This window comes from Duganella flavida (assembly GCF_009857445.1).
In the GTDB taxonomy this organism is placed as follows: Bacteria; Pseudomonadota; Gammaproteobacteria; order Burkholderiales; family Burkholderiaceae_D; genus Rugamonas; species Rugamonas flavida.
The window spans coordinates 97,086-112,185 of sequence record NZ_WWCN01000005.1 but is presented as its reverse complement, the minus strand read 5'-3'; the positions used below and the strand labels follow the sequence as shown (position 1 = coordinate 112,185).

18 protein-coding genes and 1 tRNA gene are annotated in these 15,100 nt (G+C 61.9%); 9 read left to right on the top strand and 10 right to left on the bottom strand.

From position 1 onward, the window contains the following. Positions 1 to 16 precede the first annotated feature (16 nt). From GTP46_RS09305 to GTP46_RS09295, 3 genes are all read right to left on the bottom strand, one after another. Positions 17 to 265, bottom strand: a complete 249-nt coding sequence (locus GTP46_RS09305) for a hypothetical protein (RefSeq protein WP_161006355.1) — start codon at positions 263 to 265, stop codon at positions 17 to 19. Next, positions 262 to 1,782 (bottom strand): DUF4331 domain-containing protein, encoded by a 1,521-nt coding sequence (locus GTP46_RS09300; protein WP_371869621.1) that lies wholly within the window; start codon positions 1,780 to 1,782, stop codon positions 262 to 264. The genes GTP46_RS09305 and GTP46_RS09300 overlap by 4 nt, the downstream gene beginning before the upstream one ends. Positions 1,783 to 1,888: 106 nt before the next feature. Next, positions 1,889 to 3,895, bottom strand: a complete 2,007-nt coding sequence (locus GTP46_RS09295; RefSeq protein ID WP_161006354.1) for a TonB-dependent receptor — start codon at positions 3,893 to 3,895, stop codon at positions 1,889 to 1,891. Positions 3,896 to 4,042: 147 nt separating this feature from the next. Here GTP46_RS09295 and GTP46_RS09290 point away from each other — a divergent pair, with 147 nt between their 5' ends. From GTP46_RS09290 to GTP46_RS09270, 5 genes are read left to right on the top strand one after another with little or no spacing between them, the layout of a single operon-like run. Beyond that, entirely contained in the window at positions 4,043 to 4,630 is a 588-nt protein-coding gene (locus tag GTP46_RS09290) for a sigma-70 family RNA polymerase sigma factor (RefSeq protein WP_161006353.1), read from the top strand. Beyond that, the gene (locus tag GTP46_RS09285) at positions 4,627 to 5,319 is read left to right on the top strand and encodes an anti-sigma factor (RefSeq protein WP_161006352.1); all 693 of its coding nucleotides are present in this window, start codon (positions 4,627 to 4,629) and stop codon (positions 5,317 to 5,319) included. Before GTP46_RS09290 ends, GTP46_RS09285 begins: the two co-directional genes overlap by 4 nt. Positions 5,320 to 5,334: 15 nt before the next feature. After that, complete coding sequence (locus tag GTP46_RS09280; protein WP_161006351.1) at positions 5,335 to 5,763, top strand: PaaI family thioesterase; 429 nt, start codon at positions 5,335 to 5,337, stop codon at positions 5,761 to 5,763. A gap of 38 nt (positions 5,764 to 5,801) precedes the next feature. Then, positions 5,802 to 6,275 carry a group I truncated hemoglobin gene (locus tag GTP46_RS09275; RefSeq protein ID WP_161006350.1) on the top strand — a complete coding sequence of 158 codons (474 nt, stop codon included), beginning with the start codon at positions 5,802 to 5,804 and terminating at the stop codon, positions 6,273 to 6,275. 19 nt (positions 6,276 to 6,294) lie between these two features. Then, the gene (locus GTP46_RS09270; protein WP_161006349.1) at positions 6,295 to 7,167 is read left to right on the top strand and encodes a DUF3034 family protein; all 873 of its coding nucleotides are present in this window, start codon (positions 6,295 to 6,297) and stop codon (positions 7,165 to 7,167) included. Here the strand turns inward: GTP46_RS09270 and cynS are convergent. The 6 genes from cynS to GTP46_RS09240 form a co-directional block, all read right to left on the bottom strand. Then, the gene (gene cynS / locus GTP46_RS09265) at positions 7,164 to 7,607 is read right to left on the bottom strand and encodes a cyanase (protein ID WP_161006348.1); all 444 of its coding nucleotides are present in this window, start codon (positions 7,605 to 7,607) and stop codon (positions 7,164 to 7,166) included. The genes GTP46_RS09270 and cynS overlap by 4 nt on opposite strands. A 65-nt stretch (positions 7,608 to 7,672) precedes the next feature. After that, on the bottom strand, positions 7,673 to 8,185 hold the full coding sequence (locus GTP46_RS09260) for a peroxiredoxin family protein (RefSeq protein ID WP_161006347.1): 513 nt from the start codon (positions 8,183 to 8,185) through the stop codon (positions 7,673 to 7,675). Beyond that, complete coding sequence (locus GTP46_RS09255) at positions 8,182 to 8,844, bottom strand: BON domain-containing protein (RefSeq protein ID WP_161006346.1); 663 nt, start codon at positions 8,842 to 8,844, stop codon at positions 8,182 to 8,184. The genes GTP46_RS09260 and GTP46_RS09255 overlap by 4 nt, the downstream gene beginning before the upstream one ends. Beyond that, complete coding sequence (locus GTP46_RS09250) at positions 8,837 to 9,433, bottom strand: phosphoheptose isomerase (protein WP_161006345.1); 597 nt, start codon at positions 9,431 to 9,433, stop codon at positions 8,837 to 8,839. Before GTP46_RS09250 ends, GTP46_RS09255 begins: the two co-directional genes overlap by 8 nt. Before the next feature lie 57 nt (positions 9,434 to 9,490). Further along, on the bottom strand, positions 9,491 to 9,841 hold the full coding sequence (locus tag GTP46_RS09245) for a YraN family protein (RefSeq protein WP_161006344.1): 351 nt from the start codon (positions 9,839 to 9,841) through the stop codon (positions 9,491 to 9,493). A 7-nt stretch (positions 9,842 to 9,848) separates the two neighbouring features. Then, positions 9,849 to 11,108: a penicillin-binding protein activator gene (locus tag GTP46_RS09240; RefSeq protein WP_229258869.1), complete on the bottom strand. Its 1,260-nt coding sequence runs from the start codon at positions 11,106 to 11,108 to the stop codon at positions 9,849 to 9,851. A gap of 163 nt (positions 11,109 to 11,271) precedes the next feature. On the opposite strand from GTP46_RS09240, the gene rsmI reads away from it, so the two are divergent. After that, positions 11,272 to 12,174, top strand: a complete 903-nt coding sequence (gene rsmI / locus GTP46_RS09235) for a 16S rRNA (cytidine(1402)-2'-O)-methyltransferase (protein WP_161006342.1) — start codon at positions 11,272 to 11,274, stop codon at positions 12,172 to 12,174. Here the strand turns inward: rsmI and GTP46_RS09230 are convergent. After that, positions 12,171 to 12,767, bottom strand: a complete 597-nt coding sequence (locus GTP46_RS09230; RefSeq protein WP_161006341.1) for a hypothetical protein — start codon at positions 12,765 to 12,767, stop codon at positions 12,171 to 12,173. The genes rsmI and GTP46_RS09230 overlap by 4 nt on opposite strands. Positions 12,768 to 12,842: 75 nt before the next feature. Between GTP46_RS09230 and GTP46_RS09225 the strand changes: the two genes are divergently transcribed. From GTP46_RS09225 to GTP46_RS09215, 3 genes are all read left to right on the top strand, one after another. Then, a tRNA-Pro gene (locus GTP46_RS09225) sits at positions 12,843 to 12,919 on the top strand. 119 nt (positions 12,920 to 13,038) lie between these two features. Beyond that, on the top strand, positions 13,039 to 14,331 hold the full coding sequence (locus GTP46_RS09220; RefSeq protein ID WP_161006340.1) for a sensor histidine kinase: 1,293 nt from the start codon (positions 13,039 to 13,041) through the stop codon (positions 14,329 to 14,331). Next, the gene (locus GTP46_RS09215) at positions 14,328 to 15,056 is read left to right on the top strand and encodes a LytR/AlgR family response regulator transcription factor (protein WP_161006339.1); all 729 of its coding nucleotides are present in this window, start codon (positions 14,328 to 14,330) and stop codon (positions 15,054 to 15,056) included. The genes GTP46_RS09220 and GTP46_RS09215 overlap by 4 nt, the downstream gene beginning before the upstream one ends. Positions 15,057 to 15,100: the final 44 nt, after the last annotated feature.

Below are 15,100 nucleotides of genomic sequence, written 5' to 3'. Positions count from 1 at the left end.
AGCGCCCGCCGTGTACTTACTTCAGGATCACCGGCTCGGTATCGTCGGGCGCGGTGGCTACGACTGAGTCGCTTGCCTGCGGCTCAGTCGAGGTTTCACTGCCGTCGCCGATGATGGCCAGTACGGCGCTGAAAAATGCGTCCGTCATGGAGACCGGCGGCGTGGTCGTGGTGGGTGGCGCGGAGGTGTCGACATGGTCGCTGCCGCCGCATGCACTCAAGGCCAGCAAGGCGCTCAGACCCAGCGTCAAGCGTAGATGACTCATGGCGCCCTCCGCAGGGCTTGCGCCGTGGCGCCGCTTTGTGGCGAACCCGGCAGTGGGGTTTTCAGATACGGGAAGGCCGCAGTGAAGAAGCTGTCGTCCAGGTAGGCGCCATCGGTGAAGTGCAGGCCGCCGGCTGGTGCGTCAGCGGGCGCGCAGCCCAGGTTCAGGGTGCATAGGTTACCCATCACCACGCGCAAGGCGATATCGACCACGTCGTCGCCTGGACGGCGGCCGTTCGGGAAGCCGGCATTATCGCCGCCAATCACGCCGAGGCGATTCTGCTTGCCCATGGCGACCGCTGGCGTAGTGGTATTCAGGCGCAGCATTTCGGACGCGGTCACAGTGGCAGGCTGGTTCAAGCCCTTCACGCCGGTGAGGAAGGCAGCGACCAGATCATTGCGCGGGAAGTTGGTGGGCGCTTTGGCACCGGCGCTGCCGTACAGGATTTCAATCAGCGCTGGCAGCGTTGGATTGGTCACGTAGGTGGCAAACTGGGCATCGCCGGAAGGCTTGCTGGCGTTGAAGGTGTCCTTGTCCTTCAGGCCGATCACTACTTCGTTCACCAGTGGCATGCCGAGGCGCGATACCTGGGTCCACGCGCCGCCTTCTTTCGATGGCGTGCTGCTGTTTGGTGTTGGGTTCAGCAAGCGGGCCTGGCGCACGCTGGCGGTGGTCCAACCGCCGATCACCGGATCGGTGCTGCCGGCGGCAGTCAGGCAGGAGGCCGCGACTTCCATTTCGATGGCCGTGACGTTTTTGTCAGCCAGGTCATCCTGCGCGGCCTTCTCGGCATTGGCGGCAAATTCGGTGGCTGGCGCCTTGATGTTCACCAGGTCAAACGTTTCGCCCAGGTTGACGACAAACGGATCTTTGCGCTGGCCGACGAATACCCGCGCTGGCGTGGCGCAGCCCGGAATATTGACGTTGTAGACGTGGGCCGCAGCGTAAGCAGCGTAGTTCGGTATCGACTTGTTGCCGATGTTGTCGAGCGGCTTGTCGAAGGTGGTGCTGCCATCGGCCGCATTGGTGACGGTGGACTTGGCGCCAGTGCGGCGGTCGCCGCGCACCACGCTGATGGTGTAGGTTTCGCGCACGTTGGCGCCGGCGGCATTGGGGGCGGCGATGGCGCCGCCATTGATGACCAGCGGTATTGATACTTGCTTGCCGCCCACGGTCAGCTTGGTGTCTTTATTGGTATTGGTAAAGCGGAACTGGAATGTCAGGTCTTCTTTGGCATCGCCGTTGTTATCGATGTGGATCTCGTACAGCGCATTGGGATCCATCGCAAAATAGTTTGGGCCGCCGTAGGCATCTTGCAGCGGCACATAGTCAGCAATCAGGGTGACGAAGTTGGCGCGGCCCGCTTCGTAACTGCGGAACATATAGAAATCGGCACCGTCGACCTTGGGGTTTTGTGTGATGAACGGCGCTTCGCGGTGGCTGGACGCCAGTGCTGCCGGCAAGCAGGCGCCGGCCAGAGTGCCTATAACAGCAAGGCGTAGTACGTGGTTAATCATGGTTTGCATCTCGCTTCCTCCGAATGAGTTGACCTTCTGCGGGTACTGCAAGGCTGATATACGCGGTGCGTGATGCGTCAGATTCAAATTAAATAATTTTTATTTTTTAGAAGCTGTGCGTCAGCGTCAGGCGCAGCGTGCGCGGCTCGACCGGATGAAAATGCACATCGTTGACGCCATCGGCCGGCTCGTCTTTCAGGCGCGAGCTGTAGTAGTAGTCGATATCGCTGGCGCGGCGGTTGAACAGGTTGAAGCCGTCGAGTGTGAGCTTGGTGTTGCGGTTCAGCTGGTAGCCGATGCGGCCATACGCCAGCGTGGTGGATGCCGAGCGCACGCTGTTGTCTTCCACCAACGGACGCTGGCCGAAATAGCGCAGCTCCAGCCCGCCAAACCAGCGGCCCAGATCGGTGACGGTGACGCCAAACGAAGCCACTTTATTGAGCGCCTCCGGCACGTCGTTACCGATTGGATTGCTGTCGCGGTAGCGCGCGAGAGAGGCCGACAAGTCGAGATCGAACAGCAGCCCGGGCGCCGCGATGTAGTGGTTGCTCCATTCAATGCCGCTGCGGCGGCTGGCGCGGCTGGCTTCGGTCTGGCCGCTGTCGCCGGCGTACACCAGTTCGGAATCGATATCGAGCCGCCACAGTGCCAGCGAACTTTGCAGGCCGGGCAGCCATTGGCTGCGCACACCGAGCTCGGCGCCGCGCGTGGCCACCAGCGGTGGCGCTGGGTCTGGCCCGGTTACGCCGCGCGCATCGTTGCTGTGTAAGCCGGCGCCGTAGTTGATGAAGTATTCGGTGTCGCGCCATGGGCCGAAAATCAGCGACAGCTTGGGTGAGAACTTGTGCGCGTTGGCGCGCTCATCGTTGACTTTGAAGCGGTAGGTGTCGTAACGCAGGCCGGCAATGCTGCGGAAAGACGGCGTCCAGTAACTGGTGTTTTCGCCATACAGCCCGATGCTGGCTTCATCGACGCGGTCTTCGCGCACGGTGCTGAGGCGCTGGCGCGCTTCGGTGGCGTACAGGCCGATAGGGGCGATGTGGTCGTAGCGCGTTTGCAGGCCCAGCTTGTTGCGCATGTCGACGCCGCCGAGCTTGCTGAGCCAGGTTTGGCTGGCGCTGCCGCCGCCCACAGTGCGGCGCTCGCTTTGCTGGAACTGGTCACCGTGGACCGGATCGTTGAGCCAGTAAGTGAAGTTGCTGTACAAGTCTAGGCTGGAATGCAGCAAGTAGGCTGAGGCTTCGGTCACACGATCGCCGTCGCGGCGGCGCCAGTTCCACGCCAGGCTGGTACGCGCGGTATCGCCGCCGTCACTGGGATCGATGCTGCCGTAGCGGTCGATCAGGCCCGACTGCACCGCGCGCAGCGGCACCTGGTCGGTGGCGTTCCAGTGGTTGCGGTAGACCATCGCGGTCAGGCTGTAGCCGTCCTGCGCGTCGCCGTGGCTGTAGCGCAACGTGGCGCTGAGTTTGCGCACCTGTTCCGGCGTTTGCCACGGCCCATCGTTGCGGCTGAGTTCCAGTCCGTACAGCAGCGTGCCATCGGCAGCCGCAAACGAATCGGCAACCACGCCGCGCTGGTAGCCATAGCTGCCGATGGTCAGGCTGGCGAGGCCTTGTTTGAGCCGGTCGCTGAGCCGGAAGTGGGCGGCGCCGGCGGCGGAAAAATCGCCCTCGTCGGCAAAGTAGCTGCCTTTTTTATAGTCGATGCGCTGCACCAGTTCCGGGATCAGGAAGTTGAGATCGGAATAGCCCTGGCCGTGGGCGTTGCTGCGCATATTGACCGGCACGCCGTCCACCCAAGTGGCGAAATCGGTGCCGTGGTCGAGGTTGAAACCGCGCAGGAAGTACTGATTGGCCTTGCCGTCGCCGCTGTGCTGGGTGACGATCATGCCGGGTACGAATTCCAGCAGTTCGCCGGTACGCAGCGCCGGGCGGTTGGCGATCAGGCTGGCGGTCACCGTGCCCTGGCTGGCGGCGTCGCTGGTGCCGATGGCATTGTCGTAGTGGCCCATCACCGTTACGCTGGCCAGCGCGGCGTCGCCTTCGCCTTCGCTGGCCGCGACAGCGCCGTGCGCGGCCAGCAGCAGTAGTGTCAACGGTACGGTACGCATGGATAGACCTTGTCGATTGCATCACATTGACAGCGATATACGCGCGGACAGTAGCAACGGATTCATTTTTCTTTTTGTGCTGGAACGGTAATGTGATAATTTGCCTACGCTTGAGAGGTTTAACATCCATTACTAATAAGGCAAGCAGTGTCCGACACTCACACCCTCGATCCGCAGCAACTCCGCATCTGGCTGCAAGGCGCTGCCCAGCGCGACGCTTCCGCCTTCCGTTCTCTTTATGATGCGACCTCAGCGAAACTGTTTGGCTTCGCGCTGCGTATATTGGTTAAGCGCGAACTGGCCGAAGAGGTGCTGCAAGAAAGTTTCGTCGCGATCTGGCACAACGCCGGCAGCTATCAAAGCCATTTGGCCGCACCGATGACGTGGATGACCACCATCGTGCGCAACAAGGCTTTCGATTTGCTACGCCGTACCGATGATGCTGCCGAAATCGATGGAGACCAGTTTGACGCCGAAGTCATGAACGCACTACACGACCCTGCTGCTACGCCGATCGAGGCGTTGACCATGAGCCGCGACGCCAAGGCCCTGGCCTATTGCATGTCCGCGCTGGAAGGACTGCATCGCCAAGTGCTGGGGCTGGCCTTCTTCCACGACTTGTCGCACAGTGAGGTGGCGCAGCAGATGTCGCTGCCAATCGGCACCGTCAAGACATGGATACGCCGTAGCCTTGAACGCCTGAAAACCTGCCTGGCGAAAGGAGACCGCGCATGAACATCCGCGACAACGCTCCCCTGCGCGACAAACTGGCCGCCGAGTATGTGCTCGGCACGCTGAAGGGCGGCGCGCGCCGCCGCTTCGAAGGCTATCTGCACAACGACGCCGCGCTGCGCATGCTCACCGCCGAATGGCAGGACCGGCTGGTGCCGATGGCGGAATTCTCCAGCGCGCAGTCACCGCGCAAGCAAGTCTGGGGCAATATCGAACGGCGCTTGAACCTGCGGCCTGCGCGCGCATCGTGGCTGGACTCGCTGAACTTCTGGCGCGGGCTGGGTCTCGTCTCGACCGCAATGGCGGCCCTGCTGGTAGTGGTTATCGGCCTGCGCGTGCTGGACCAGCCGCAGCTTGATTACGTCGCCACGCTGACTGACGAAAAATCGCAAACCGCCCTGCTGCTGACCGGCGACACCCAGCACAAAGCGCTGACTGTGCGCCTGGTTGGCAACGCACCGGTGGCCAGCGACAAGACGCTGCAACTGTGGGCCGTGCCGAAGCAAGGCAATCCACGCTCGCTGGGCCTGTTGGCTGATAAAGGCGAGGTCAAGCTGGCGCTGGGCAGCAACGCTGTTGGCGACGATGTCGCGCTGCTGGCCGTATCGCTGGAACCGAAAGGCGGTTCGCCAAATCCGAATGGACCGACCGGCCCTATCCTGTACAAGGGCGCCTGGGTTCGCGTCATGTAACGAAAAGAGAATACGATGGATGCAGAAAAATTTAATGTCGATTATTTCAACAACTTCGGCAAGGGCACGCTGCCGGATCATCTCGGCATCGTCATCACCTCGGTGAAGGAAAACGAGATCGTGGCGGAATTCACCGTCACGAAAAATCATCTGGCGCCGAACGGCTTCCTGCACGCGGGCAGCGTGGTCACACTGGCCGATACTGCCTGCGGCTACGCCTGCTTCTCGCACTTGCCGGATGGCGCGCAGAACTTCACCACCATCGAGTTGAAATCCAATCACCTCGGTACCGCGCGCGAAGGCACGGTGGTGGCGACTGCCACCGCCGTCCATCTCGGCCGCACCACGCAGGTGTGGGATGCCACCGTTATCAATAAAGATACTGGTAAAACAATAGCGTTGTTCCGCTGCACACAAATGGTTTTGTATCCTAAAAATAACTGATAAATTGGCGGTAGCCAGACCACTGATGAGGATGAAATATGATTAAACGCTCCCGAATGGCCGCTATCGGCCTGCTGCTGGCCTCGTCGCTGGCAATGGCGCAAACGCCTTATACCGAGGACTCCACCTACCAGGGCTTGGGCGGCAAGGAAGGTATCAAGAAGATCGTCGATACCTTCGTCACGCTGATCACCACCGATCCGCGCATCAAGGACAGCTTCACCGACTTCGACATTCCGCAACTGAACGTGCGCCTGCAAGAGCAGTTCTGCGAGTTCGCTGGCGGTCCGTGCAAATACACCGGCAAATATCACGACAAGGCGATGGAAGGCGTCGGCCCGGTGCGCGATATGAAGACGGTGCATCAGGACCTGCAGATCACCAACGCCATGTTCAACGCGCTGGCCGAAGACTTGCAGATCGCGATGGAACAGCACAATGTGCCGAGCAGCGTATCGAACAAGCTGGTCGCCAAACTGGCGCCGATGCAGCGCGATATCGTGACCAAATAATCCGGGTGGGAGTACAACAATGAAAAAACTGATTCCAGCATTGCTGGCTGTCTGCGCATGCGGCGGCGTAGGCGCACAGGACATGGGTAAGCTGCTGGCTACCGGCGGCGTGTCGCAAGTGGAAGGTGCGGGCGGCGGCGGCATTACGCCGTGGGCGCTGATCAGCGGCTACGGCTCGCGCGACAGCTGGGGCGCGAATGCGCACTATACCCAGGTCAGCACCCAGGACTATAAGCTGAAGACCTACGGCGTGGCGGTCGGTATCCAGGACCGTCTGGAACTGTCATTCGCCAACCAGGAATTTACCGGCAGCCTGGCGCCGCTCGATAAGCTGAACATCAAGCAGGATATCGTCGGCCTCAAGTACAAGGTGCTGGGCGATGCGGTGTACGACCAGGACTCGTGGCTGCCGCAGGTTGCGGTGGGCGTGATGTACAAGAAGAACAAGGGCGTACGCGGGCTGGAGGGGCTGGGCGTGACCAACGTCAAGCAGCTGGGCGCCAAGGACGATAGCGGCTATGACTACTACGTCTCGGCCACCAAGATCTATCTCGAATACAGCTTGCTGCTGAACGCCACGCTGCGCGCCACCCGCGCCAACCAGATGGGCATCCTCGGCTTCGGCGGTGACAAGAGTGACGACACGCGCCTGAAGCCGGAGTTCTCGGCCGCGTATCTCATCACCCGCAAGCTGGCGCTGGGCGCCGAGTATCGCTTCAAGCCGCACAACCTCGGCGTGGACGACGAGAAGGCGTACTACGACGCCTTCCTCGCCTGGTTCCCGACGCGGAATGTCTCAGTGACGGCGGCGTACGCCAACCTCGGCGACATCACCATCTTCAATCCGAAGAAGCAGAAGGGTTTGTACCTGTCGCTGCAGGCGGGCTTCTAGTAGGATTTGTAGGGCAGGAATTTGCCGCTCAGGACCACCTGCACGCGGTCGCCCTTGGGATCGGCTTCTCGCTGGATATCCATTGAGAAGTCGATCGCACTCATGATGCCGTCGCCGAATTCCTCGTGGATCAGTTCCTTGATGGTGGTGCCGTACACGCTGACGATTTCGTACCAGCGGTAGATCAGCGGATCGGTCGGCACGGCGCTGGCCAGCGAGCCTTTGTAGGGCACGATCTGCAGCCATGCGGCTTCTTCATCGGTGAGGTCGAACAGTTGTTGCGCCTTGTCGGCTTGTTCGCGGTTGAAGGTCATCTGGCCGAGCAGCGCGGCGGTCGTCCATTCCTTGCTCTGGGCGAAGTGCGTGGCGAGATCGGCCCAGCGCAGCTGCTTCGCTACCTTGGCGGAGATGATTTTTTGCGTGACTTGGTGGCGGTCCATGGCGGCTTTCCTGGTAGTTGAGGAGAGCTTTTAGCCATGCAAACCGCGTGCCAAGGATAGGAAAATCAGCCTTTGAGCGACTCCGCCAGCAGCTGGTGCAGCGCCGGGAAGTCCGGTTCGCCCAGATAGCGCTTGAGGATTTTGCCGTCCTTGCCGATCACGAAGGTAGTCGGCGTCATCGACACATTGCCGTAGGCCTTGGCGGCCGAGCCGTCCGCATCCAGCACGACCTTGAACGGCAGCTGGCGCGTTTCCGCGTAGTTGATGACGTAGTTGGCCGGATCGTAGTTCATCGCCACGGCCACGAACTCCAGGCCCTGGCCTTTGAACTTGTTGTAGGTGTCGACCATCTTGGGCATCTCGGCCACGCAGGTGGTGCACGAGGTGGCCCAGAAATTCACCATTACCACCTTGCCTTTGAGCGTATCAGGCGTGATTTTCTCGCCCTTGATGCTGAGGAAGGTCAGCTCAGGCGCAACCTCGCGCTTGGCCAGTGCGGTGTAGCCGCCAAAGCCGATGGCGGCAATCGCCACGGCAGCGATTACCGGTTTGATCCAGGCGCGCGAGGAGTCGCTCATTGGGTGCTCTGCGTATTGGTGTTGGCTGGTTTAGGCTGGTAAGTCTTCCACTCGTCCTCGGTGATGTACTCAAACACCTTCACCACCTTGGTCACGCCGCTGACGCCGCGTGCAATGTCGGAACCGATCTGGCCTTCACGCTGGGTCACACGGCCCTGCAAGTAGACCACACCGCGCTCGGTCACCACTTGATACGAGTTGGCCGAGATATCTTTCGCATCGACCAGGCTAGCCTTCACTTTAGTCGTGATGATGGTGTCGCTGGAACGCGAGGTGTAGCTCGACGGGCCGGCGATTTCCAGCTCGTTGATCACATCGATCACGCCTTCGATGCCGCGGATTTCGCGGTCGATCTGCGCTTTCATGGCTTCATCACGCACTTCGCCGGTCAGCAGGGCGCGGCGATTGAAGGCATTGATGTTGACGTGCGCAGCGCTGCCGCCCACGTTGTTGACCTTGACTGCGCCCTTGACTTCGATCGCGCGGTCTTCCGTCTGCGCGCCGAAGGTGCGGCGGTCGGAAGCCGCCAGCGTACCGGAAATCGCACCGCCCGCAACCAGCGCGACGCAGCCCGACAAGGATGCCAGCATGGCGCCGCACAGCACGCTCATGGCCAGCGGACGTTGTACCTTTTTCCAGATAGCGCTGGAATTACTCATTCACATCTCCTCCGAACAGGGCGACGTCGATGCCGTCGCAAATGCAATGGATGGTTACCAAATGGACTTCTTGAATACGTGCGGTACGGTCGTGCGGCACGCAAATATGGACATCAGCGTCGGTCAGCATCTTGCCGATGGCGCCGCCGCCTTTGCCGGTCAGGGCCACGACGCGCATCTCGCGCTCCAGCGCCGCTTCAATCGCCGCCATCACGTTGCCCGAGTTACCCGAGGTCGAGAACGCCAGCAGGATGTCGCCGGCCTGGCCGAACGCTTGCACCTGCTTGGAGAAGATCTCGCGGTAGCTGTAATCGTTGGCCACGGCCGTCAGGATCGAGGTGTCGGTGGTCAGGGCGATGGCTGGCAGCGGGAAGCGCTCACGCTCGAAACGGCCCACTAGCTCAGCCGCAAAGTGCTGGGCGTCGGCGGCCGAACCGCCATTGCCGCACACCAGGATCTTGTTGCCGTTGGACAGCGCCGAGAACATCATCTCAATCGCCTGCGCAATGTGCGGGGCGAGGACGGTGGCGGATTGGATTTTGAGTTCGGCACTTTCGTGGAAGTGCGAGAGGATGCGTTGATTATTCATAGTGTGCTGATTATAGTGCAGTCGTCCTGTTGACCGGACAAGCGCTGTTAAAAATGCTTACATCTCCAGCACGTTTTGTATCCAGGATAACTTTTCTTCGTCGATGGCGACCAGGTCGAAGCGGCACGGCGGTGGTATTTTGTGGCGTAAAAGATAATATTGCGCCGCCCGCAGCAGGCGCTGCTGCTTGGCCGGCGTGACGCTGTAGACCGCGCCGCCGAATTTGGCGCTGCCGCGCCGGCGCACTTCCACGAACACCAGCGTCGGGCCTTCAAGCATGATCAGGTCGATTTCACCGGCCTTGCACAGGAAATTGCGCTCCAGCAGCGTCAGGCCCTGGGCGTGGAGGTGGGCCAGCGCCCGGTCCTCGCCCTGTTTGCCCAGCCGCTGCTGTGGAGTGCGCGGCATGGCTGCCTCATGGGTTCAGCGGCGCGGGTGCGCCGTTCTGGTAGACGGCCGATTGCTCGATGCGCTCGAACTGGGCAGGGCCCTGGCCGAAGTCGATGGTCAGCTTGCCGGTGACGCCATCCAGGTGGAAGCGGCCGACCGGATGGCGGCCGATCTCGCGCGCCACGCGGTAGGCGTCGATGCCGAGCGCGTACAAACGGGCCATGTCGGCGCTGCCGACCCCGGTTTGCAGCGGACGCGGATAAACCATCACCGCCGGATGGTCGCGCTGCACCTGCCACGGCAAGTCCAGCAGGCGCACGCCGTCCAGGTCCTGCGTCGGGAAATTGTTGACGCGGCCAGGGTTCAGGGCTGAGGTGCCGTAGATTGGCAGGCTGCTGAATTGCTCGGTTGGCGTCGGCGCGGCCGGCGGCAGTGCGTCGGCAGTGCTGAAGGTTGGATTGGTTGGCTCGCTGGTCATCACGCTGGCCAGCGCCAGGCGCAGTTGGCGAGTCTGGTCGGCGCCCATGGCCGAGAACAGCAGCGCTGGCAGGTTCTGGCGCAGGCTGGCGCGCAGCTGCACCAGTTCCGGATCGCTCAGGTAGCCGTCCGGGGCGCTGAGTTCAACCGTGCGCACCGGGCGGCCCAGCTTTTGCCACTGGGCGGCAAAGGCGTTGGCGACACGGCGCTGCCACGGCGAACTGGTGGTCAGTACCAGCGCCGCGCCTTCTGGCTGCTCGGCGGCGGCCCACTGGGCGGCTTGGCGGGCTTCTTCCTCGATCGACAGGCCAATCGACACCATATGCGGCGGCAGCGGTCCGGCGCCCGGCTGGCCGTAGCCTTCCGGATAATTCAGGGCGATGGTGGGCTTGCTGACCAGCGGGCTGGCAGCCACCGTGGCTACCGCCGCGCGTGACAGCGGGCCGACCACCAGGTCCTGGTTCAGCAGTGCGCGGGCATAGGCGGCGAGTATATCTTGCGGCACGTCGCCGGTTTCCAGCACGGTGACGGTGATGTTGTCGCGGTCGCGTTCCCATGCGGCCATGAAGCCGGCGCGCACCGCATCCGAGGCCGTGCCCAGCGTTTCCGAGCGCAGCGGCAGCAGCAGGCCGATGCGGATCGGGGTGTTGGATGGCAAAGCGTTGTCATCGACCGTGCGGACGATGGCCGGCGGTTCGGCGCGCGGCGCCATCTGGCTGCGGTCCTCGGGCGTGGCGCCGGGCATGGTGACGGCAAACACCTCGGCCGGAGGCGGCGTCGGCTCTGGCGGCGGCTTGGGCAGGGGCATAGGCAGCGGTCTCGGTGCGACCGGCGGCGGCGGAAGGCTTGTTTTTGCGGGCTGGGGCGAGCACAATCCTCCCGGCGCGTCGCAAAACGGCGTGCTGCATGCACTCAGCACTGCGGCAGCCATGCACAGCAGCGTCAACCTCACACTTTTCATCCTACCCCCAATGAGCGACCTCGTATCCAGTTCCATCGCCAGCCTGCCCGTCTTGGGCGAAACGGCGCACCAGACCTATCCTAGCGCAACCTTGTACGTCGTGGCGACTCCCATAGGCAATGTGACGGATATTAGCCTGCGCGCGCTGCACGTTTTGAGCTTGGTCAATGCTGTGGCATGCGAAGACACGCGAAATACCGCCACGTTGATGAATCGCTTCGGCCTGCACAAACCGTTAATTGCGGCGCATCAACATAATGAGCGGGAGGCGGCCGAGACCTTGATCGCCCGTTTGCAAGCCGGCGAGCGCATTGCGCTGGTGTCGGATGCCGGTACGCCGGCCGTGTCCGATCCAGGCGCGCGCATTGTCGATGCAGTGCGCGCCGCCGGACTGCGCGTGCTGCCGCTGCCGGGCGCATCGGCGGCGGTAACAGCCTTGTCGGCCAGCGGGCTGGTGAATGATCAATTTTATTTTGTTGGCTTCCTGCCGGCCAAGGCCAAGCAGCGCGAGAATTTCCTCGGCACCCTGCGCGCGGTGACGGCAACCATGGTGTTTTACGAAGCGCCGCACCGCATCCTCGATTGCGCCAGCGCTCTGGCCTCGGTATTTGAGCCGACCCGCCAGGTGGTGTTCGCACGCGAGCTGACCAAAATGTTCGAAGAAATCCACCGCTGCCCGCTGTCCGAGGCGGAAGCATGGATCAAGGCCGACGCCCATCGCGAAAAAGGTGAATTCGTGGTGCTGCTGGAAGGCGCGCCCCCGGCCGATCAGGAAAACGACGTCGAAACCGACCGCCTGCTAACTATCTTGCTGGCCGAACTGCCTGTTAAACAGGCAGCCGGGCTGGCCGCGCAAATCACCGGCCGCAAGAAAAACGCCCTGTACGACCGCGCGCTGGAGCTAAAAGCTTAAAACTTGCAGTGCTTGTCCAACGCCCAGACCAGCGGGGCGAGCAAGCCGGCCCCTGCGCCGGCTTGCAAGCAATCATACTTCTTGGCGCTGGCTATGCCTTTTTGTAGCTGAGTCTGATTGTCCTCAGGGTAAAGCGGATGGGATTCCAGCTGTGCCGTCAGTGTGCCGGGCTTGGCCTTCTCTTTCGCCGCGCTGCGCGCGGTTTTCAGCGCATCATCCATATTGAATTTTTTTTGCTGATCCGCGTACAGCGGATCTTGATCACGCGGCAGCACCGTGATGGCCTGCGGCTCGGAAGATGGCTGAGGCAATGTCTGCTTTGCCACGGCAGCGGGCGTGCGCTCTCGCTGCTCGCGCTTGCGCTGCGGTTCTGGCCTGGCGGACGAGGGCTCGACCCTGGCCGCGATTTTCGGCGGCATTGGCGGCTGCAGCCATACTGTCATCGTCCGCGCCGGCTGCTGCTGCGCAGGTGGGCTAGACAAGCGATAGCCGAACAGCAGTACAGCGTGCAGCACCAGCGAGATGGCAACACCTGCGATGAAGCCCGGACGCCGCAACCGGGCAGGCCCGTCGAATGAAATTGCGTCACCCATGATTTTTAGATATTAGCATCGAAGTTGTTCGGGCACTTGACGACCTGCTTGGCAGACTGTATTATCTTGCTTCTTCGGAGTGTAGCGCAGCCCGGTAGCGCACCTGGTTTGGGACCAGGGGGTCCAAGGTTCGAATCCTTGTACTCCGACCAAAATCTAAAAACCCTGTTTGATGGCAACGTCAAACAGGGTTTTTTCCTTTTCGCGCCCGATTTCGGCGTGTTCGTCGCATGCACCGCTGCGGCGCCCTGCCGTGGTTAAAATGGCACGCATGAAAACCACTCCTTTTTTCCTTCGTCCTGCCGCAGTCGAGCACGATCCCAAGCTGGTGCGCCGCTACCGCCGGCAATCGCTGCTGCGCATGTGGGCGGCGACCTGCCTTTTGGGCGTCTTTATTTTTCTGCTGCTGGCGGCGCTGTTCAATTCCGCACCACTACGCACGCGCCTCAGCCCGGAGTGGAACTGGTGGGGCATTTTCTATTCGCTGGCATGGCCGGTGGCGTTTCCCTTGATTATGGCGAACAACTATGTGCAGCTACGCCTGAAAGAACTGTCCGAGGCCGGTACGCCGCTGACGGAAGAAATGCTGTCGGCGCATCCCAGCCGCGTGCTGGTTTCCCCACTCGACCAGCTGACCACTTACAACATCTGCACTGAAACCCTGTCCGGGCTCGCGGTGGGCATGGCGCTGGGATATGGTGGGCCGGCCGCATTCCAGTATTCGCCGTTCGAGGGCAAGATCCTGATCGCCCCACGGCGGCCGATGTGGCTGACGCAGTGCACCGAGGCGCGCGTCATCGCCGAGCCGGGACAGCCGGTCGAGGTGCGCATCCGCCGCCGCTTCGGCTGGCACTTCTTCACCGTCCAGCGCGGTGGTGCGCTGCATGCGGTGGAGACGGTGGCGGCGCACCTGCAAGCGCAGTTCGAGCAGCGCAGCCGGGTGCTGCGCGCCATCAAACGTGAGCAGGAGCTGGAGAAGGTAGCGCTGCATGCCAAGCTGTCGGCCTTGCAGGCGCAGGTTGAGCCGCACTTTTTATTCAACACGCTGGCCAACCTCAAATATTTGATCCGCACCGATACGGCTACCGCGCAGGAGATGCTCGATCACCTGGTCGGCTATCTGCAAAACTCGCTGCCGGATATGCGTTCTGTGTCATCGACGGTGGAGCGTGAGCTGGCGCTGGTGCGCGATTACCTGTCCATCATGCAGATCCGCATGGGCCAACGGCTGCGCTTCCGTATCGAGGCTGGCGATGATGCGCTGGTTCGGCCCCTCCCGCCCGCGATGCTGATCTCGCTGGTGGAAAACGCCATCAAGCACGGGATGGAGCGCGCCAGCCGGCCCGGCGAAATCGTCATCGCCGCCGCGGTGGATGGCAACGCCCTGCGGGTGCAGGTGTGCGATGATGGCGTCGGCCTGACCGAGCAAATGGGCCAAGGGTTCGGGCTGTCGAATATCCACGAGCGCTTGCAGTTGTTGTATGGCGAGCGCGCAAAGCTGTCGGTGGCGGCCGGAGAACAGGGCGGCGTAGTCGCCACGCTAATCATCAAGGAGCAAGGATGACGATCGCTTTGATCGTAGAAGACGAGCCGCTGCTGGCAGCGGAATTGCGCGACCAGCTGCATGCCTTGTGGCCCGAGCTTGAGATTGCCGACCATGCGGAGAATGGCGTGGAAGCCGTGTCGATGCTGGAAGCGCTGCGCCCGGATGTGATTTTCCTCGACATCCAGATTCCTGGCCTGAGCGGCATGGAAGTGGCGCAACATGTGGGCGAGGGCACGCAGATCGTTTTCGTCACGGCCTACGCCGAGCATGCGGTGCAGGCGTTCGAAGCGGGCGCGGTGGACTACATCGTCAAGCCGGTAACGGCGGCACGCCTGCTGCAAACCGTGAAGCGCCTGAAGACGCGTAGCGTAGCGCCGGTGCCGCCGGGCGTGTGGCAGCAGATCGCGCCGGCGCCGGTGCAGCATCTGAAATGGATCAAGGCTTCAGCGGGCAACACGGTGCGGCTGGTGATGGTGCGCGACGTGCTGTACTTCCGGGCGGAGGACAAATATACGCGCGTGGTCGCACACGATGGCGATGCGCTGATCCGTCTGCCGCTGAAAAGCCTGATCGGACAGCTGGACCCAACCCAGTTCGCGCAGATCCACCGCGGCACCATCGTCAATCTGGAAGCGGTGGACCGCATCGACCGCGATGGCACAGCGATGGAAATCCGCTTGAAAGGCCGCACTGAAAAACTCGCCGTCAGCGACGGCTACATGCGGCAGTTCAAGCAGATGTAAACCCGGGGTCAGTTCTGCCAATCGCACACGAGCTCATGTACCAA

Excerpts from the sequence above, each read along its gene's own strand:
- GTP46_RS09300 (WP_371869621.1), bottom strand. The coding sequence starts at position 1,782 with ATGATTAACCACGTACTACGCCTTGCTGTTATAGGCACTCTGGCCGGC.
- GTP46_RS09220 (WP_161006340.1), top strand. The coding sequence starts at position 13,039 with ATGAAAACCACTCCTTTTTTCCTTCGTCCTGCCGCAGTCGAGCACGAT.
- GTP46_RS09255 (WP_161006346.1), bottom strand. The coding sequence starts at position 8,844 with ATGAGTAATTCCAGCGCTATCTGGAAAAAGGTACAACGTCCGCTGGCC.
- rsmI (WP_161006342.1), top strand. The coding sequence starts at position 11,272 with ATGAGCGACCTCGTATCCAGTTCCATCGCCAGCCTGCCCGTCTTGGGC.
- GTP46_RS09295 (WP_161006354.1), bottom strand. The coding sequence starts at position 3,895 with ATGCGTACCGTACCGTTGACACTACTGCTGCTGGCCGCGCACGGCGCT.
- GTP46_RS09280 (WP_161006351.1), top strand. The coding sequence starts at position 5,335 with ATGGATGCAGAAAAATTTAATGTCGATTATTTCAACAACTTCGGCAAG.
- GTP46_RS09230 (WP_161006341.1), bottom strand. The coding sequence starts at position 12,767 with ATGGGTGACGCAATTTCATTCGACGGGCCTGCCCGGTTGCGGCGTCCG.
- GTP46_RS09275 (WP_161006350.1), top strand. The coding sequence starts at position 5,802 with ATGATTAAACGCTCCCGAATGGCCGCTATCGGCCTGCTGCTGGCCTCG.
- GTP46_RS09260 (WP_161006347.1), bottom strand. The coding sequence starts at position 8,185 with ATGAGCGACTCCTCGCGCGCCTGGATCAAACCGGTAATCGCTGCCGTG.
- GTP46_RS09305 (WP_161006355.1), bottom strand. The coding sequence starts at position 265 with ATGAGTCATCTACGCTTGACGCTGGGTCTGAGCGCCTTGCTGGCCTTG.
- cynS (WP_161006348.1), bottom strand. The coding sequence starts at position 7,607 with ATGGACCGCCACCAAGTCACGCAAAAAATCATCTCCGCCAAGGTAGCG.
- GTP46_RS09250 (WP_161006345.1), bottom strand. The coding sequence starts at position 9,433 with ATGAATAATCAACGCATCCTCTCGCACTTCCACGAAAGTGCCGAACTC.
- GTP46_RS09270 (WP_161006349.1), top strand. The coding sequence starts at position 6,295 with ATGAAAAAACTGATTCCAGCATTGCTGGCTGTCTGCGCATGCGGCGGC.
- GTP46_RS09215 (WP_161006339.1), top strand. The coding sequence starts at position 14,328 with ATGACGATCGCTTTGATCGTAGAAGACGAGCCGCTGCTGGCAGCGGAA.
- GTP46_RS09240 (WP_229258869.1), bottom strand. The coding sequence starts at position 11,108 with ATGCCCCTGCCCAAGCCGCCGCCAGAGCCGACGCCGCCTCCGGCCGAG.
- GTP46_RS09285 (WP_161006352.1), top strand. The coding sequence starts at position 4,627 with ATGAACATCCGCGACAACGCTCCCCTGCGCGACAAACTGGCCGCCGAG.
- GTP46_RS09245 (WP_161006344.1), bottom strand. The coding sequence starts at position 9,841 with ATGCCGCGCACTCCACAGCAGCGGCTGGGCAAACAGGGCGAGGACCGG.